Genomic DNA, 15,055 nt, shown 5'->3' with positions numbered 1-15,055 from the left:
CGGTCCACGTTACATAAATTAAACCCGATTAATCAATGAAAGCGTATTTCCTTAAAACCCTTGCTCTTGTTGCGCTTATCAGTATCAGTGCGCTATTCTCGTTTGATGTACCCAAACCAGTCGATGGAATTACGCCGTCGACCGCGCTGGATAGCTACCTTCACAACGGCGATCAGACCTTCAAATGGGAAGTGAAAGACACGTATAGCTACGGCGACATCACGGCCTATGAAGTACTGCTGACCTCCCAGAAATGGCGGGAATATACCTGGAAGCATCAGTTGACCGTGCTGGTTCCGAAAGACGTGAAATACGAGGGGGCCCTGCTGTTCATTACCGGTGGGTCGGTGAAAGAAGGCGAACCCAACTGGAACAAACGCGAAGATGGATTCAATCGGGCGATCAGCGCGGTGGCTACAAAAAACAATGCCATCGTGGCCGTGCTTCGTCAGACGCCAAACCAACCCTTATACGATAATCTGACCGAAGATGCGCTGATTTCCTACACATTGCATCAGTTTAAAAAAGATGGTGATTACGCGTGGCCGCTACTTTTCCCGATGGTAAAAAGTGCCGTTCGGGCGATGGACGCGGTGCAGGCCTTAGCCAAAGAGAAGCTCAATAAAGAAGTCAAAAACTTTGTGGTTTCGGGTGCTTCAAAGCGTGGCTGGACCACCTGGCTGACGGGGGCAAGCGACAAACGGGCCGTGGCTATTGCCCCGATGGTCATTGACATTCTGAATATGCCGGTCAATCTGGATTATCAGATGAAGATCTGGCATAAATACAGCGAACAGATTGACGACTACGTAAAGCTGGGCATTCCGCAGACCGCCCATACGAAAGAAGGCACGGCCATCAATGAAATGATCGACCCGTATTCGTACCGAAAAAAGTTAACCATGCCGAAAATGCTGTTCATGGGTACCAACGATGAGTACTGGACGGTTGATGCCGTGAAGCATTACATTGGCCAGATTCCGGGCGAAAACTTCATTCACTACGTGCCTAATGTGGGGCATGACCTGGGCGATAAACGGCAGGCGCTGGAGGCTCTGAGCGCTTTTTTCGGAAACACAATAAGCAAGCAGCCTTATCCGGCTTGCCAGTGGAGCGTATCGACCACGAAGAAAGGCGTTGACATCACCATAAAAACGACTTCCGACAAGCTGGAGGACGTAACGGTCTGGTCGGCAAATTCGACAGACATGATTTTTCAGGACGAAAAGTGGGAAGGCAAACCCCTGGGTATAAAGAACAAAGCCACGATTTCGGTAAGTGAAGCCTATCCAGCATCAGGCTTCCGGGCGTTTTACGTCGATCTGAAATATAAAGTGCCAACCGGCGGTACGTATACCGAAAGCACCCGGATGTTTTTAACCGATAACGACGAGGTTTTCCTGAAATAAGGCGAGTTATCTTGCCTGCTTAAGTAGGTTGAACTGCCATGCCCTTAGCGGCCCAATTGATATTCGATTGGGTCGCTAAGGGCATGGCAGTTTTAGGACGTATATAGCATAGCTAACGTCAGTATAAACGCTAGAATTAGTATGATCTGACCAACTTTAGCTTTTAAGCGTATCTTTGATTGTTATACTGCCCGATCAAATGGCTTATTCTGACGCTAGCTTATCCAAGGATATTGAGCGCATCAAGCAGATCCCAATCGTACCCACCATACTAGACGTAGTGTGCCAGACGACCGGAATGGGTTTTGCCGCTATTGCCCGTGTGACTCAGGACAGATGGATTGCCTGTAGTGTTCGCGATGATATTCAATTCGGGCTGGTCTCTGGTGGCGAATTAAAACTGGAAACAACGATTTGTCATGAGATCCGGGGCTCTCACCAACCCGTCATCATTGATCACGTAGCAGAAAGCGAAGACTACTGCGACCATCATACGCCCAATCTGTATGGCTTTCAAAGTTATATTTCCTTCCCTATTTTCCTGAAAAATGGTGATTTTTTTGGTACACTTTGTGCCATCGACCCCCGACCAGCTCAACTGAACAATTCCAGGACCATTGGCATGTTCAATGCCTTTACGGATCTAATTTCCTTTCATTACCAGCAGATAGAATTAATCGATCGGAGCCAGATGGCCGTACAAACGTTGAATCAGCAGCTAACAGATTCAATGGACGAAACTCGACAGTATCGCCATATTTCCAATCATAACCTCCAGGAACCGCTCCGGAAGATCAGGCTTTTTAGTGGCCTGTTGATTGAGGCTACGGAAATAAATGATGTTGATAAGGCGAAGACGATTGCCTCAAAAATCAATTCCAGCGCGCAGCGACTGTCCATGATGGTGAAAGATTTATCCGGATTTTCGGAGCTGGAAAATGAGGAGGCTGATTTTGAACGGGTTGATTTGATGAAAGTCATAACGGACGTAGTGACCCAGTTAAGTCCGAAATTGAAGGCCAGGAAGGGGACAGTCAAAACAGGAAAATTGCCGTCGATTCAAGGAATACCCCTGCAATTGGAACAGCTTTTTTATCACCTCATCAGCAATGCACTTAAGTTTTCTAAAAAGGACGTAGCCCCCGTCATTACGATCTCAGCCAATGAGTTAACTCAACCGCCAGCCGACCAGCCGGTACTGACCGGAAATAACGCTGGCTTTGTTGACATCCAGCTCGAAGACAATGGTATTGGTATCGAAAAATCTCAACTTGAAAAGATTTTCGACATTTTTTCTCAGGTGCCGTCTACTAAACAGAATAACGTTCTGGTGGGCGAGGGCATTGGTCTTGCCTACTGCCGCAGAATTATTCGCAATCACTCCGGGAGCATAAAGGCGCAGTCTGAATTTGGGAAGGGAACGACCTTTTCCATTCTTTTACCTGTGTCAAGAACCATAAGCGAAGCCGTTGCCGACAATCATTCCAGCGTATAGGAACCTGTGTCATAACTAAATCAGGCACGGCTTTACCACTCACACGGGCAAATACACGCAGAAAGTTGCTCCCTGGCCCGGCCGTCCAATGGCGGTAATGGCCCCTCCATGATTGGTCACCACTTTCTGGCAGATGGCCAGGCCTACCCCCGTTCCGGCAAACTCATTTCTGCCATGCAGGCGCTGAAACACCTGAAAAATGCGATCTGTGTACTTTTCTTCAAATCCGATCCCATTATCAGTCACCCTGATCAGGTAGTAAGCATTAGCCTGACGAACAGGTTTTACCGATATAGGCAAGTCAGTAGCCAGTACCGTATGGGCACTAATCTGTATCTGCGGGCTTATCCAGGCTCCCGACGGATCGGCCCGGCGAAACTTAAGCGCATTGGAAAGCAGGTTCTGAAACAGTTGACCCAATTGCGATTCATCGCCCGGTATCGTAGGTAACGTACCAACCTGAATATGAGCGTTCGTCTCGCCAATGGCTACCGATAAATTTTCCTGGGCTACCTGAATAACGTTAGCAAGCGATACGGGAGCCTGCGCTACCTGACCGGTCGAAATGCGTGAAAAAGCCAGCAGGTCTTTAATCAGCAGGGACATTCGGCTGGCGGCCACCTGCATCCGTTCCAGATAAACCAACTCGTCACCCTCGGACGTAGCATAGCGTGTCTTTAACAGATCGCTGAACTGCTGGATTTTCCGTAGGGGTTCCTGTAAATCATGGCTGGCAATGTAGGCGAACTGTTCCAGATTCTGGTTGGAACGGCTAAGGTGCAGGTTCGTTTCCTGGAGTCCCCGATTCACGTTGGCTATTTCCTCGTTCGCTACGATAAGCTCTTCGTTGATTGTGGCCAGTTCTTCATTGATAGATTCCAGTTCCTCCGTACGTTTCTGAACTTGCTGTTCCAGGGCCAGTTGAATCTGTCTTTGTGCCGTAACATCCTGCACCGTACCACCAATTTTATACGCCTGTCCCAGTTCGTTGAAATAGGCTTTACCCTGAGCATGTAATATTCGCTCCTGACCGTCCGGATGCAACACCACGGTATATTCGATGTCGTATAGCCCATTGCTGCCGGGTGTACCAGCTTGAGCAATAGCCGCTCTAACCCGTGGCCAGTCTGTTTTACGAACCAGTCGGTAGGCCCGCTCGGGCGTAATTACCTCCTCGGGTTCTAGACCATGCCACACTCTTAAGCGCGGTGAATAGTCAATCAGGCCAGTGGTATAGTCAAACTGCCAGGTACCTAATTCGGCCAGTTCGATGGCGCTCCGCAGGGTAGCTTCGGCGTCTTCGATCTTCTGGCGGGCTATAACCTGCTGCGTTACGTCCGTAACGACCACAATTACACCCGCAATGCTTTCATCGGCCTCCCGTTGAGGTTGGTAAGTAAAGTCAACGTAAATGGTTTCCAGTTGATGATTACGCACCAGACCTACGGCTACTTCTTTGGCAACGTAGGGTTCACCCGTGTCAATAACCTTTCTCAACAACTGATCAAATCCCTGTCCGTTAAGCTCAGGCAGCGCTTTTAGCAGGGGTTTATTGATCAACTGGTCGGGTCGGCGGCCTACTAACTCGCTGTAGAAGGGATTTGCCATTCGGAAAGTCAAATCAGGATCACTGATGATGGCAATGCCCACCGGCGACTGTTCGAAGTAGGCCAGCACTTGCCGTTGACCTTCCTCCAGCCGTTGCCGGGTCAACACCTGTTGCGTGGTCTCCTGGCAAGTCACAAAGACGCCCGCGATTCGGCCCGATTCGTCGTTAACCGGACTATAACTAAAGGTCCAGTACACATCGTCTAACTGACCATTCCGGTAAATAGGTAGAAGCTGATCTTCATTCCAGGTAGCGCCCCGCCCCGCAAGCACCTGATCAATCAGCGGTTTAATGAAGGCCCATATCTCGGGCCAGACGTCGGCACCGGGCTTACCGAGCGCATAGGGATGTTTGCCTTCGTTACCCAGACTCGGGCGATAGGCATCGTTATAAAAACAAAGGTGTTGCTCCCCCCAAAATAAAAACATGGGGAAATTTGAATTCAGAACAATACTGAGTGTAGTACGAAGGCTTTGCGGCCAGTTGGCAGGTTCGCCAAGCGTAGTACCCGACCAATCGAACGCCCGCATCAAAGCACCCATTTCACCTCCGTTGGCCAGAAAAGGATAAATAGTAGTAGGAATTTGGGGACTATCCTGGTCACTCGATGTATACTTACCAGTCATAGAGTAGGTTAATTGATCCTAAAGAGTAGAAGAGGTCAACGAATTTAATAACAGCCACAAGATAATGGGTCAAGTCTGAAGAAGACTTCATTAAAAAAGGGTTAATCAGTCTGAGCCTATAAAAACTCTCTCTGATTAACCCTTTTTTATCGCTTTCCCACAAACTACCTTGTCCCACTACCTGTACAACGTAGCCCTGAACGTGGTAGCGCAGTTACTTAATATCGCTCGTTGCCTTCCTCTTCTTCCTCAGCAAGTTCCGTGATCTCTTCGTCTATATCATCGTCCGACAGGTCAGTATCCTCTAACTCATCAACCGTAAATTCATCGAACTCTTCGTCGTTCGAGAGTTCATCCGTAGCATGGCGGGCGGTTGCCGTATCGGTATATAGCAACGTATCAGAGGCTTCTTCATCACCGGGATTCATAATGTCGGGCTGGTTATTGACACCTAATCCTGCATAAACGACCGAGTCCTCTTCATTATCATTCAAAGGCATATTCGTGTTCTGGGGCGACATCCCTTCCAGTGGTCCACCCGAATTCTGATCCACGCGTTGTTGATCGGAGTTGTTGGTATTTTCCATAATGGTTTAGTGCTGATGGTGACTGGCGGGCGAATCTGCACACCCGTTTTCAATCACCGGTTGTTAGTTACTAACCACTAATGTCGTAAAGAGTTTGCGACTATTTCGCGACAATTACTTTCTGCACCCGTGCCGGTCGATTGTCGGCGGACAGACGTAGCAGATACGTTCCTGTAGGCAAATTCCCCAAATCGACAACCGTTTCAATTGCTGCCCGAACCGGCTGGGCAGGCAGCATAATCTGCCCCGATAGCGATACCAGGTCAACGCGGCCCTCGTACGGTGATTTCAGCGTAACGTAGCGTTCGGTTGGGTTGGGAAAAGCCCACGGACTCATTGGTTCTTCGTCAATGCCCGTGACAACTATTTTTTCGGACGTATTTTTCAGATACCGTAAACCACCGGCCAAACTCCCCAGCATCAGGTCGGGCAGTTGGTCGCCGTCGAGATCGGCAACGGCGGCCAGTAACCCTGTTCCCGGCATGCCTATCGACGACAATGAATCGATGAGTACCAACGATTGATCGAGCGGGTCCGGAAACTGATACACCTTGACCGTACCGTTGTCAGCAGCGGCAATAAGCTCTCGCTTTTGATCACCGTTTAAATCAGCAACGACCAGCGAACGAGCCCGCGCGTATATGTAGTCGTCGGTTTTGATACCTCCGAAGGTTTGATTTTGCAATTGAAAGGCCGGCGCGGTTGCCGTGCCCGCATTGCGGTAGTAAAGAATCGTACCAAAATTATACCGACCGATTAATAAATCCGGTTTACCATCCCGATCGACGTCGGTTACTGTCAGAATATCAAGCGGATTCATCAGATCAGGTGTAGGCCAGCGCGTCGCTCCGGCCAGGTCATAGCGTACGGCAGCGCCTTTGGCAGCGGCATTGATCAACACCCGAATGTCGACCACACTTGTTGCCGTTCCCGTCAGCACCAGATCCATACTACCGTTCGCGTCGACGTCCGCAAAAGCAGGCACTACGTCGGTCAGCGCCAGGGACTTCGACAGGCCAAGGTAATCGGTGGTGATGAGCACAAAAGTGGGTTTCTGAACCGTACCGGTATTTTCAAACTGCCACAAGCCAGCGCGGGACGTAGTACCTGTTCCCAAACCCCGATAGCCAACCAGCATATCCATGTCGCCATCGCCATCCAGATCGGCCAGTACCGGGGCGGCCCGCTCGCCCAGATCGAGCATGTCGCTCTGCAAAAAATCTTTCTGAACCAGCGTAAAATCCGGCTTCTGATTCGTGCCTGTATTTTTATAAAACCAGCCCGATGCCCGAAAGTCAAACGCCTGATTATCATTGGCACTTACGCTGGGGGAAGCCAGTAAATCTTTCACACCATCCCCGTCGACATCTTCCCAGAAAGTAGCGGGAAACGACGGAAACAGAATGGGCGCTTGGACTGGAAACAAACTGTCGTAGCTCGTAAAATTCGCACTGACATCATTAGTGCCGGTGTTTCGCAGGCGGGCAATATTTTCGCAGGTTACAAAACCAAACAGCATGTCTTTCTTACCATCCCCATCCGTATCGACCATCGTTATCGTATTCCCCGCGTGTAAGGGCCGTGCTCCACTTGGTTTGTCGATGCCAACCCGACCCGACCCGTCACCGCACTGAATGCCAAACACAAAATCATTGCAGTATTCTTTCTGAAAATGGCCCCAGCACAGATTCTGGTAGCGTTTAAAGTCCAGCCCTGTTTTCAGGCCGGTACGTTCAACGCTCATATTTTGCTGGTAGGAAACTAGATTACCTCCTGAATCGAAGGTGATAATATCAATATCGCCGTCATCATCATAATCCAGAATCGCGGGCATATCCACACTGGCCACATAGAGCGGAAGTCGACTGGTAAAACCTTCGCTCATGAGCGGATCGGCCGCTACGGTGAAGACCGTCTGTCCGTTTTTCAATTCGTTGTGAAATACCCGAACACTGCCCGATCCAGCCGTGAAGATATCTTTTCGACCATCCGCATCATAATCGACCAGCAGCATCCAGCTCCCTAAATTGGTGGGGAAAGCGATTTCGTATTCGGGGGCGTATTGCCACGTAACACCAGTGCCGCTGGCATTAGCAACGGCCACAAACGTACTGACTTTGTTGGTCGTTCGGTCGAACACAGCCAGGTCATCGCGGGCGTCGTCGTTCAGGCGGATGGTGGAATACTGCGTGGCATTCAACCCGCCCGCCCAGGGATTCGGGATCGCGCGTCCATTTGCCGTAATCGTTGGCGTCTGGTCGTACCGAAACGATATCTTCCCACCAGATTGAGCCTGGGTGAACTGCGGAATTACCAAAAAACAAAGTACGAATAGCTTTTTCATTCTATTTTTGGGGCCTTCTTAAAAGCAGAGAACGGAGCAAGTGCGGAGAATACAAAAAATCTTCGCGGTGTCGCTCGCGGTTACCTCTGTGTTTCAATAGCAACGATAGAACTGTCCTGAATGTGATGCTTACTACCGACCAACTCTATCATAAATTTCAGGAGTGCAGCGGTGTTTCCACCGACACCCGCCGAATTACGCCCGATTGTCTGTTTGTGGCCCTCAAAGGCGATACCTTCGATGGGAATCAGTTTGCCGGACAGGCGCTCGCATCGGGGGCTCGCTACGTATTAGTAGACGACGCTGCGGTGGCCGCCAACGACCCGTCCCGCTACCTGCTCGTAGCCGATACGTTGCTGGCTCTTCAGGATCTGGCACGGTACCATCGCCAAACATTTACCTTCCCGGTGATTGGCCTGACGGGCTCGAACGGCAAAACCACGACCAAAGAATTGATTGCGGCTGTGCTGTCCAAAAACTACCAGACCTACGCCACCGTCGGTAACCTCAACAACCACATTGGCGTACCGCTTACGCTATTGGCCATTTCGGAGTCGTACGAAATGGCCGTGGTGGAAATGGGTGCCAATCATCAGCACGAGATCGAGCTTCTCTGCTCCATCGCCCAGCCGACCCACGGGCTGATTACTAACGTTGGGAAAGCGCATCTCGAAGGGTTTGGTGGGATCGAGGGCGTGCGAAAAGGTAAGGGCGAACTGTATGATTATCTGGCCCAACATGGACTGACGGTTTTCATCAATTCCCGCGATAAAACCCTGATGGCCATGTATCGGGAACGCCTGAAAACACTACGTTCCGAAACCACCTTTGCCGAAGTGGCCTTCTATCCCGCCGTGGATTCGGCCGCCGTGGATTCGGCCGCCGTGGATTCGGCCAGCGCACCGATTAAGCTGCTTCAGGAATCGCCCGTGGTTGTTTACCGCGATACGACCGGTCAGGAGATAACGACGCATCTGCCGGGTCGATACAATTTCGAAAACATGACGGCGGCTCTCGCCATTGGCGATTATTTCGGCGTTTCACCCGAAGAAGCCAACCGCGCTGTGGCCGACTATAACCCCACCAATAACCGTTCTCAGGTGATTGTCAAGGGGACCAATACCGTATTGCTGGACGCTTATAACGCCAATCCCAGTTCGATGGCGGCCGCGATTCAGCAGTTTGCGGCTACACCAGCAAAGCGAAAAGCCGTTATTCTGGGCGACATGTATGAACTGGGTGCCGAGAGCGAAGCAGAACATGCGGCTTTGGGTAAATTGATCGCCGACAGCAAATTCGATCTGGTTATTCTGGCAGGTAAGGACATGCGGTTTGCCCTGGCGTATTTGCCCAAAGCTTATTATTTTCCAGACAAATTTTCACTACATAACTGGGTGATGGACAACCCAATGAGCGACACATACGTACTGATAAAGGGATCGCGGGGCATGAGTTTAGAGACTGTCGTGCCTTTCATTTAAAATCCGTTACCAGATGGTAGCTTTCCTTATGACGTATCGCCTGAAATTCCGTGGATGTATTGGCTTATTACTCGTTAGTTTGTGTGCGGTTGGGTTAATTCAGCCCGAACCCCACCCGTTCGAAAACGAAATCCGAGCCTTCGAAAAGGCAGATAGCGCATCACCTCCGCTAAAAAATCCAATCGTATTCACGGGGAGTTCGTCCATCCGGTTGTGGGAGAACGTAAACGATTATTTCCCCGGTAAACCGGTGCTTCCGAGGGGTTTTGGAGGCTCCCAACTAACCGACGTTCTGTACTACGCCGACCGGGCGATTGTGGCCTACCATCCCAAACAGGTTGTGCTCTACGCGGGTGAAAATGACGTAGCAGCTGGCAAAACCGGCCAGGAAACCTATGAGCGTTTTGTAGCTTTGTTCGAGCATGTTCGCCAAAAACTGCCTACGGTTTCCTTTGCCTTTATTGCGCTGAAACCCAGTCCATCGCGTCGGAAATTCTTTCCTGAAATGGACGTAGCGAATCGCCTGATCAAAGATTATCTGGCCAAACAGAAAAATACTGACTTCATTGATATTCGCCCCGTAATGCTTGGCAAAAATGGGCAACCCGTTGGTATCCTGTTTAAAGCCGATAGCCTGCATATGCTTCCCGAAGGCTACAACCGCTGGGCTGGCGTAGTACGCCCGTATTTGAAATAATTTCGCAGAATCTCCAATTACCCCACTATCATGAAAAAGCTGGTTCTGCTCTTTTCCCTGCTCTGTCTGCTTAGTTCCTACAAGCCCAAAGAGCTTAGCTGGGTCGCTATTGGCGATTCGATCACGTATTTAAACGAGCACCTGGACGAAACGGGAAATCGAATCACCAAAGGGTACATGACCCGGGTTGTCGAGAAACTTCCCAATATCCACTACACGAATCAGGGCCACAACGGATGGACGTCCGGCGGCATCGCTCAAAAAATCGAAACATTAGGATTGGTCAAAGCTGATATTTACTCGGTCTTTCTGGGAACCAACGACTGGTGGCAGGGCCGGCCCTTAGGCCGTCTAACTGATTATCAGAACAATACGGGCAACAACACGGTGTATGGTTCATTCCGGATTATTATCAATAAACTCCGTAGCCTCAATCCCGAAGCCCATATTCTGTTGATCACGCCCATGCAGCGGGTGGATTTTGTGTATCTGGGCAATTTTAAGAACAATGCCTTTGGGTCGTATAAACCCAAAAACGGCCAGTACCTCGAATCGTTTGCCAATGCGATTGATTCCATTGGCCGCTTCGAACAATTTCCGGTCGTTGATCTTTACCACATGCGTGGTTTAGGCCTAAAAAAGCTGGTGAAATACAAACGCCTGAAGAACCCGCAAACGGGCGTCTATACCAACTATTCGTATCCAGCCTTTACGGACATTCCGTTTAACCCCGAAACCGACGAGTACCCTTACCCGCTTGAAGCTGTCGACAGGACTTATGACGGCTTACATCCATCGGATAAAGGCTATGAACGTATCACACGTGGGCTGGTGAAGGTCATGAAAAAGTATTGATAGCGCTTACAGGGGTTAGTATCTTTACCCAAACTTCGACATAGCATGAACCGATTATTCATTGCCTTCGCCCTGCTGGTCAGTCCGATTTTTCTGACGTTCGCGCAACAGTCTACCCCGGCAACAACGCCAACCGATCCGCCCATGCGGTTGACCAGTCCGGCTTTCCAGGATGGAGGGCTTATTCCCATAAAATTTACTCAGGCGGCACCCGGAGCAGCGCCGGGCGGTGGTACGTCGCCGGAGTTAAGCTGGACCAACGTACCGCCGGGTACGCAGAGCTTTGTTCTGCATATGCATGATGTCGATGTGTCGCGCAACAACAGCACGGATGATCAGCTCCACTGGCTGGTCTGGAATATACCTCCTACCCTCAGGGGTTTGCCCGAAGGTGTTCCGGGCGGGGCGCAATTGGCCGATGGCAGCTACCAGATGAATGTTTTCACACCCGCCTACCGCGGTCCGGGTGCTGCGGCATCTGGACCCTTGCATCACTACGTCTTTGAAATCTACGCGCTGGACACCAAACTCGATGTGAAGCCCAGCGCCGAAGGATTAGAAACGCGCAGAAACGTATTAAAAGCGATAGACGGCCATGTAGTGGGAAAAGCCGGATATGTCGGTCTGTTCAAGCGTCCGCAGTAAGTTGTGTTGGCTTACAAGATCATTTCCATTCGAATATCGGCCCGACTGTAGGGCGTTGGTACGCTGGGGACTTCGCGAAAACCTACGCTGGCATACATTGTCAGGGCGGGTGTCAGGATACGGTTTGATTCCAGCCAGACGGTTTTTACGCCCAGCTGGCGGGCGTAGTCAATGGCAGCCAGACATAATAGTTTGCCTATTCCTTTTCCCTGGGCAGCGGGAGAAACAGCCATTTTAGCTAGTTCGAAGCCCGTTTCTCCCCGGTCCGGCGTCCCGGTGTTAACCATCGCCACACAACCCACTACGTCGTTGTCAATTTTCGCAAAAAAGATCTGTCCATTATTGGGTAGAACATACACCTCAGGCTGATCTAACTGCTCAAGGTCATGTTGTTCAACTGTGAAATAGCGGGAGATCCATTCAATGTTCAGTCGTTTGAAATCGGGCTGATACTCGGGCGAATAGGGAATAATAGAGGTAGACGTCGTTGTTTCCATCACTTGGCAGTACGGTTTAGTTGTTCCTGAATACGATCGAAAAAAGTCTTTTCGGCTAGTTGCGCTTCCATTTCCTGAAGGGAGATCAACAGATTATGCTGCTGCCTGGCGATCATATCCTGATTGACAGCAATAAAGGCATCCCAGAGCGGCTGAAGTTGCGGCAACATAGCCTGCCCGGTTTCGCTAAGGGTCAATAAGCGCTTCCGGCCGTCCTGCTCCGATTTAGCCGATACAATCAGGCCGCGTTTTTCCAACTCATTGATCACCTGAATCACGGCCGGGTGCGTAATCCCCAATCGCTCAGCGATTTCCATAACGGCAACGGGTCCCTGACGGGCAATTAGAACAAAGATGGTGGCCCAGCGAACGTCGAAATCCAGCCCCGATTGCCGGTAGATTGCCGTTACCCCCTGCCAGTACGTATCACTTAATCGCCGAAGCCGACTCGCCAGAGCCAGCTCAGCCATATCGGCCATAAAATCCATAATAGGTAAGCAGTTACGTAAGAAGTTACATAGTTAAGTGAAATTTTAAATAGTGTCAAGTACATACGTCAATTTTTTAGCGACTTACCCTTTGCTAAGGAATTTGTCTGGGTATAGGGATTCTGACGAATGATCCTTATTTTTGCACTTTCCTAAGAAATACGCCAAAAACATCTCCTCTTAGTTGATTTATAAAAGGTATCCAAATTTCACAAAACAATATGCAAACATCAACCTACGTCCCCTACAAAGTTAAGGACATCGCGTTGGCCGAATGGGGCCGCAAGGAAATTAAACTTGCTGAAGCTGAAATGCCGGGCCTAATGGCCCTCCGTGCCGAATATGGCCCCTCGCAGCCATTGAAAGGTGCCCGCGTTGCCGGATGCCTGCACATGACTATTCAAACGGCCGTGCTGATCGAGACGCTGGTTGAACTGGGTGCTCAGGTAACCTGGTCATCGTGTAACATATTTTCGACGCAGGATCACGCTGCGGCTGCCATTGCGGCTGCCGGTATTCCCGTATATGCGTGGAAAGGCATGAACGAAGAAGAATTCAACTGGTGCATTGAGCAAACGTTGTTCTTCGGCGAAGATCGTCAGCCCCTCAACATGATTCTTGACGATGGTGGTGACCTGACCAACATGGTTTTCGATGTATATCCTGAGTTGATTCAGGGCATCAAAGGGCTTTCGGAAGAAACAACGACGGGTGTTCACCGCCTGTATGAGCGGATGAAAAATGGTACGTTACACCTGCCTGCCATCAACGTTAATGACTCGGTAACGAAGTCTAAGTTTGATAACAAATACGGTTGCCGCGAGTCGCTGGTAGACGCTATCCGTCGCGCTACCGACCTGATGCTGGCCGGTAAAGTAGCCGTTGTTGCTGGTTATGGCGACGTAGGTAAAGGGTCGGCCGAATCACTACGTGGCGCTGGTTGCCGCGTACTGGTAACTGAAATCGATCCCATCTGTGCGCTTCAGGCCGCTATGGATGGATTTGAAGTTATTCCAATGGACGAAGCAGTTCCCCGCGCTCAGATTTTTGTAACGGCTACGGGTAACGTCGGGATCATTAAAGGTCGTCACTTCGAGGCCATGCGCGACAAGGCCATTGTCTGCAACATCGGTCACTTCGACAACGAAATTGATATGGCCTGGTTGAACGAGAACTATGGTCATAGCAAGAGCCAGATCAAACCGCAGGTTGACATGTATGAAGTAAAAGGCAAGGAAATCATCGTACTGGCCGAAGGTCGTCTGGTGAACCTTGGCTGTGCTATGGGTCACCCCTCGTTTGTGATGTCCTGTTCGTTTGCGAACCAGACGCTGGCGCAACTCGAATTATGGGCTAACTCAGACAAATACGAGAACAAAGTATACGTACTGCCTAAGATTCTTGATGAGAAGGTAGCCGCTATGCACCTGGCCCACGTTGGAGCTAAACTCGAACCACTGGAGCAGGATCAGGCAGATTATATTGGCGTTCCGGTTGCAGGTCCATTTAAATCGGAAATGTATCGGTACTAGTATCTGAACCGGGATTTTTATGATTTTACTGACCGACTATGAATTTGAAAATTAGCTAACGCACAGCCAGTCTTACTAAAAATCATAGTCGGTCAGTAAAATCATAAAAATCCCGGTTCAGACAATGAGCGCGGTTTCGGCAACGGAACCGCGCTTTTTTGCGTAAAAATTGTTAGTATTGACACAAGGAAACGACGCTCAACTATGATGTTCCCGCTAAACCCCACTACGCGCCGGGATGACCGCCTGACTGACGATGAGTTTTACGCATTCTGTCAGGCAAATCCCTCGCTTCGTATTGAACGCGAAGCAGATGGCCAGATTATTTTTGAGATGCCCACCAATACAAGAACTGGATTAAGGAATGCTGATCTCATCACCGAGGTTGTTCTATGGAATCGTAAAACTAAATCGGGTTTAGTAGCTGATTCCAGTGCGGGCTTCACGCTCCCCGATACGTCGGTTCGTGCACCGGACGTATCCTGGATTAGTCATGACCGCTGGGATGCTCTTTCTGAAAAGGATCAGGATAAGTTCGCGAAGATCTGTCCTGATTTCGTGATCGAATTGATGAGCGACTCGGACGAGAAATACACGTTGCCCACCAAAATGGAGAAGTATCTCCAGAATGGCGTTCGACTGGGTTGGGTGATTGATCCATTCACACAACAAACTACGATTTATCGGCCAGATCGTGAACCAGAAATAAAGGCGTTTGCTGATGAATTAAGTGGGGATGACGTACTTTCGGGTTTCATAGTTCGATTAAGCGACTTATTGTAAACCATTT

Annotated in this window: 13 protein-coding genes; 8 read left to right on the top strand and 5 right to left on the bottom strand. The window is 49.9% G+C overall.

Features of this window, described 5'->3' with window-relative positions; all coding sequences use genetic code 11:
• The first annotated feature begins 35 nt into the window (after window positions 1–35).
• Together BM202_RS07060 and BM202_RS07055 are read left to right on the top strand one after the other, a co-directional pair.
• Entirely contained in the window at window positions 36–1,409 is a 1,374-nt protein-coding gene (locus tag BM202_RS07060; protein WP_093824395.1) for a PhoPQ-activated pathogenicity-related family protein, read from the top strand.
• Window positions 1,410–1,608: 199 nt separating this feature from the next.
• On the top strand, window positions 1,609–2,904 hold the full coding sequence (locus BM202_RS07055) for a sensor histidine kinase (protein ID WP_093824393.1): 1,296 nt from the start codon (window positions 1,609–1,611) through the stop codon (window positions 2,902–2,904).
• 39 nt (window positions 2,905–2,943) lie between these two features.
• On the opposite strand, the gene BM202_RS07050 is transcribed toward BM202_RS07055, so the two are convergent.
• From BM202_RS07050 to BM202_RS07040, 3 genes are all read right to left on the bottom strand, one after another.
• Window positions 2,944–5,139, bottom strand: coding sequence for a PAS domain-containing sensor histidine kinase (locus BM202_RS07050; protein WP_093824390.1), 2,196 nt, complete (start codon window positions 5,137–5,139; stop codon window positions 2,944–2,946).
• Window positions 5,140–5,357: 218 nt separating this feature from the next.
• Window positions 5,358–5,726: a hypothetical protein gene (locus BM202_RS07045; RefSeq protein ID WP_093824388.1), complete on the bottom strand. Its 369-nt coding sequence runs from the start codon at window positions 5,724–5,726 to the stop codon at window positions 5,358–5,360.
• 100 nt (window positions 5,727–5,826) lie between these two features.
• A complete protein-coding gene (locus BM202_RS07040; protein WP_093824387.1) occupies window positions 5,827–8,070 on the bottom strand; it encodes a T9SS type A sorting domain-containing protein in 2,244 nt (747 codons plus the stop codon).
• Window positions 8,071–8,195: 125 nt separating this feature from the next.
• On the opposite strand from BM202_RS07040, the gene BM202_RS07035 reads away from it, so the two are divergent.
• The 4 genes from BM202_RS07035 to BM202_RS07020 are packed head-to-tail and all read left to right on the top strand — an operon-like array spanning window position 8,196 to window position 11,748.
• Entirely contained in the window at window positions 8,196–9,551 is a 1,356-nt protein-coding gene (locus BM202_RS07035) for a UDP-N-acetylmuramoyl-tripeptide--D-alanyl-D-alanine ligase (RefSeq protein ID WP_093824384.1), read from the top strand.
• Window positions 9,552–9,564: 13 nt separating this feature from the next.
• Window positions 9,565–10,248, top strand: a complete 684-nt coding sequence (locus BM202_RS07030) for a GDSL-type esterase/lipase family protein (RefSeq protein WP_245776550.1) — start codon at window positions 9,565–9,567, stop codon at window positions 10,246–10,248.
• A gap of 30 nt (window positions 10,249–10,278) precedes the next feature.
• Window positions 10,279–11,103, top strand: a complete 825-nt coding sequence (locus tag BM202_RS07025; protein ID WP_093824383.1) for an SGNH/GDSL hydrolase family protein — start codon at window positions 10,279–10,281, stop codon at window positions 11,101–11,103.
• Between the two features lie 45 nt (window positions 11,104–11,148).
• Window positions 11,149–11,748 (top strand): YbhB/YbcL family Raf kinase inhibitor-like protein, encoded by a 600-nt coding sequence (locus BM202_RS07020; protein ID WP_093824381.1) that lies wholly within the window; start codon window positions 11,149–11,151, stop codon window positions 11,746–11,748.
• 11 nt (window positions 11,749–11,759) lie between these two features.
• On the opposite strand, the gene BM202_RS07015 is transcribed toward BM202_RS07020, so the two are convergent.
• Both BM202_RS07015 and BM202_RS07010 read right to left on the bottom strand, forming a co-directional pair.
• Complete coding sequence (locus BM202_RS07015; protein WP_093824379.1) at window positions 11,760–12,245, bottom strand: GNAT family N-acetyltransferase; 486 nt, start codon at window positions 12,243–12,245, stop codon at window positions 11,760–11,762.
• Complete coding sequence (locus BM202_RS07010; protein WP_093824377.1) at window positions 12,245–12,733, bottom strand: MarR family winged helix-turn-helix transcriptional regulator; 489 nt, start codon at window positions 12,731–12,733, stop codon at window positions 12,245–12,247. The genes BM202_RS07015 and BM202_RS07010 overlap by 1 nt, the downstream gene beginning before the upstream one ends.
• Window positions 12,734–12,954: 221 nt before the next feature.
• Between BM202_RS07010 and ahcY the strand changes: the two genes are divergently transcribed.
• Together ahcY and BM202_RS07000 are read left to right on the top strand one after the other, a co-directional pair.
• Entirely contained in the window at window positions 12,955–14,265 is a 1,311-nt protein-coding gene (gene ahcY / locus BM202_RS07005) for an adenosylhomocysteinase (protein WP_093824375.1), read from the top strand.
• Between the two features lie 204 nt (window positions 14,266–14,469).
• On the top strand, window positions 14,470–15,048 hold the full coding sequence (locus tag BM202_RS07000; RefSeq protein WP_093824373.1) for a Uma2 family endonuclease: 579 nt from the start codon (window positions 14,470–14,472) through the stop codon (window positions 15,046–15,048).
• Window positions 15,049–15,055: the final 7 nt, after the last annotated feature.

Source organism: Spirosoma endophyticum, from assembly GCF_900112365.1.
In the GTDB taxonomy this organism is placed as follows: domain Bacteria; phylum Bacteroidota; class Bacteroidia; order Cytophagales; family Spirosomataceae; genus Spirosoma; species Spirosoma endophyticum.
The sequence above is the reverse complement of the archived record's forward strand: the minus strand, read 5'-3'. Positions and strand labels throughout refer to the sequence as shown.

What these genes read in the sequence shown, in the direction of transcription:
- BM202_RS07000 (WP_093824373.1), top strand. Translation starts at nt 14,470, where the DNA reads ATGATGTTCCCGCTAAACCCCACTACGCGCCGGGATGACCGCCTGACT.
- ahcY (WP_093824375.1), top strand. Translation starts at nt 12,955, where the DNA reads ATGCAAACATCAACCTACGTCCCCTACAAAGTTAAGGACATCGCGTTG.
- BM202_RS07050 (WP_093824390.1), bottom strand. Translation starts at nt 5,139, where the DNA reads ATGACTGGTAAGTATACATCGAGTGACCAGGATAGTCCCCAAATTCCT.
- BM202_RS07060 (WP_093824395.1), top strand. Translation starts at nt 36, where the DNA reads ATGAAAGCGTATTTCCTTAAAACCCTTGCTCTTGTTGCGCTTATCAGT.
- BM202_RS07035 (WP_093824384.1), top strand. Translation starts at nt 8,196, where the DNA reads ATGCTTACTACCGACCAACTCTATCATAAATTTCAGGAGTGCAGCGGT.
- BM202_RS07020 (WP_093824381.1), top strand. Translation starts at nt 11,149, where the DNA reads ATGAACCGATTATTCATTGCCTTCGCCCTGCTGGTCAGTCCGATTTTT.
- BM202_RS07010 (WP_093824377.1), bottom strand. Translation starts at nt 12,733, where the DNA reads ATGGATTTTATGGCCGATATGGCTGAGCTGGCTCTGGCGAGTCGGCTT.
- BM202_RS07030 (WP_245776550.1), top strand. Translation starts at nt 9,565, where the DNA reads ATGGTAGCTTTCCTTATGACGTATCGCCTGAAATTCCGTGGATGTATT.
- BM202_RS07045 (WP_093824388.1), bottom strand. Translation starts at nt 5,726, where the DNA reads ATGGAAAATACCAACAACTCCGATCAACAACGCGTGGATCAGAATTCG.
- BM202_RS07025 (WP_093824383.1), top strand. Translation starts at nt 10,279, where the DNA reads ATGAAAAAGCTGGTTCTGCTCTTTTCCCTGCTCTGTCTGCTTAGTTCC.
- BM202_RS07015 (WP_093824379.1), bottom strand. Translation starts at nt 12,245, where the DNA reads ATGGAAACAACGACGTCTACCTCTATTATTCCCTATTCGCCCGAGTAT.
- BM202_RS07055 (WP_093824393.1), top strand. Translation starts at nt 1,609, where the DNA reads ATGGCTTATTCTGACGCTAGCTTATCCAAGGATATTGAGCGCATCAAG.
- BM202_RS07040 (WP_093824387.1), bottom strand. Translation starts at nt 8,070, where the DNA reads ATGAAAAAGCTATTCGTACTTTGTTTTTTGGTAATTCCGCAGTTCACC.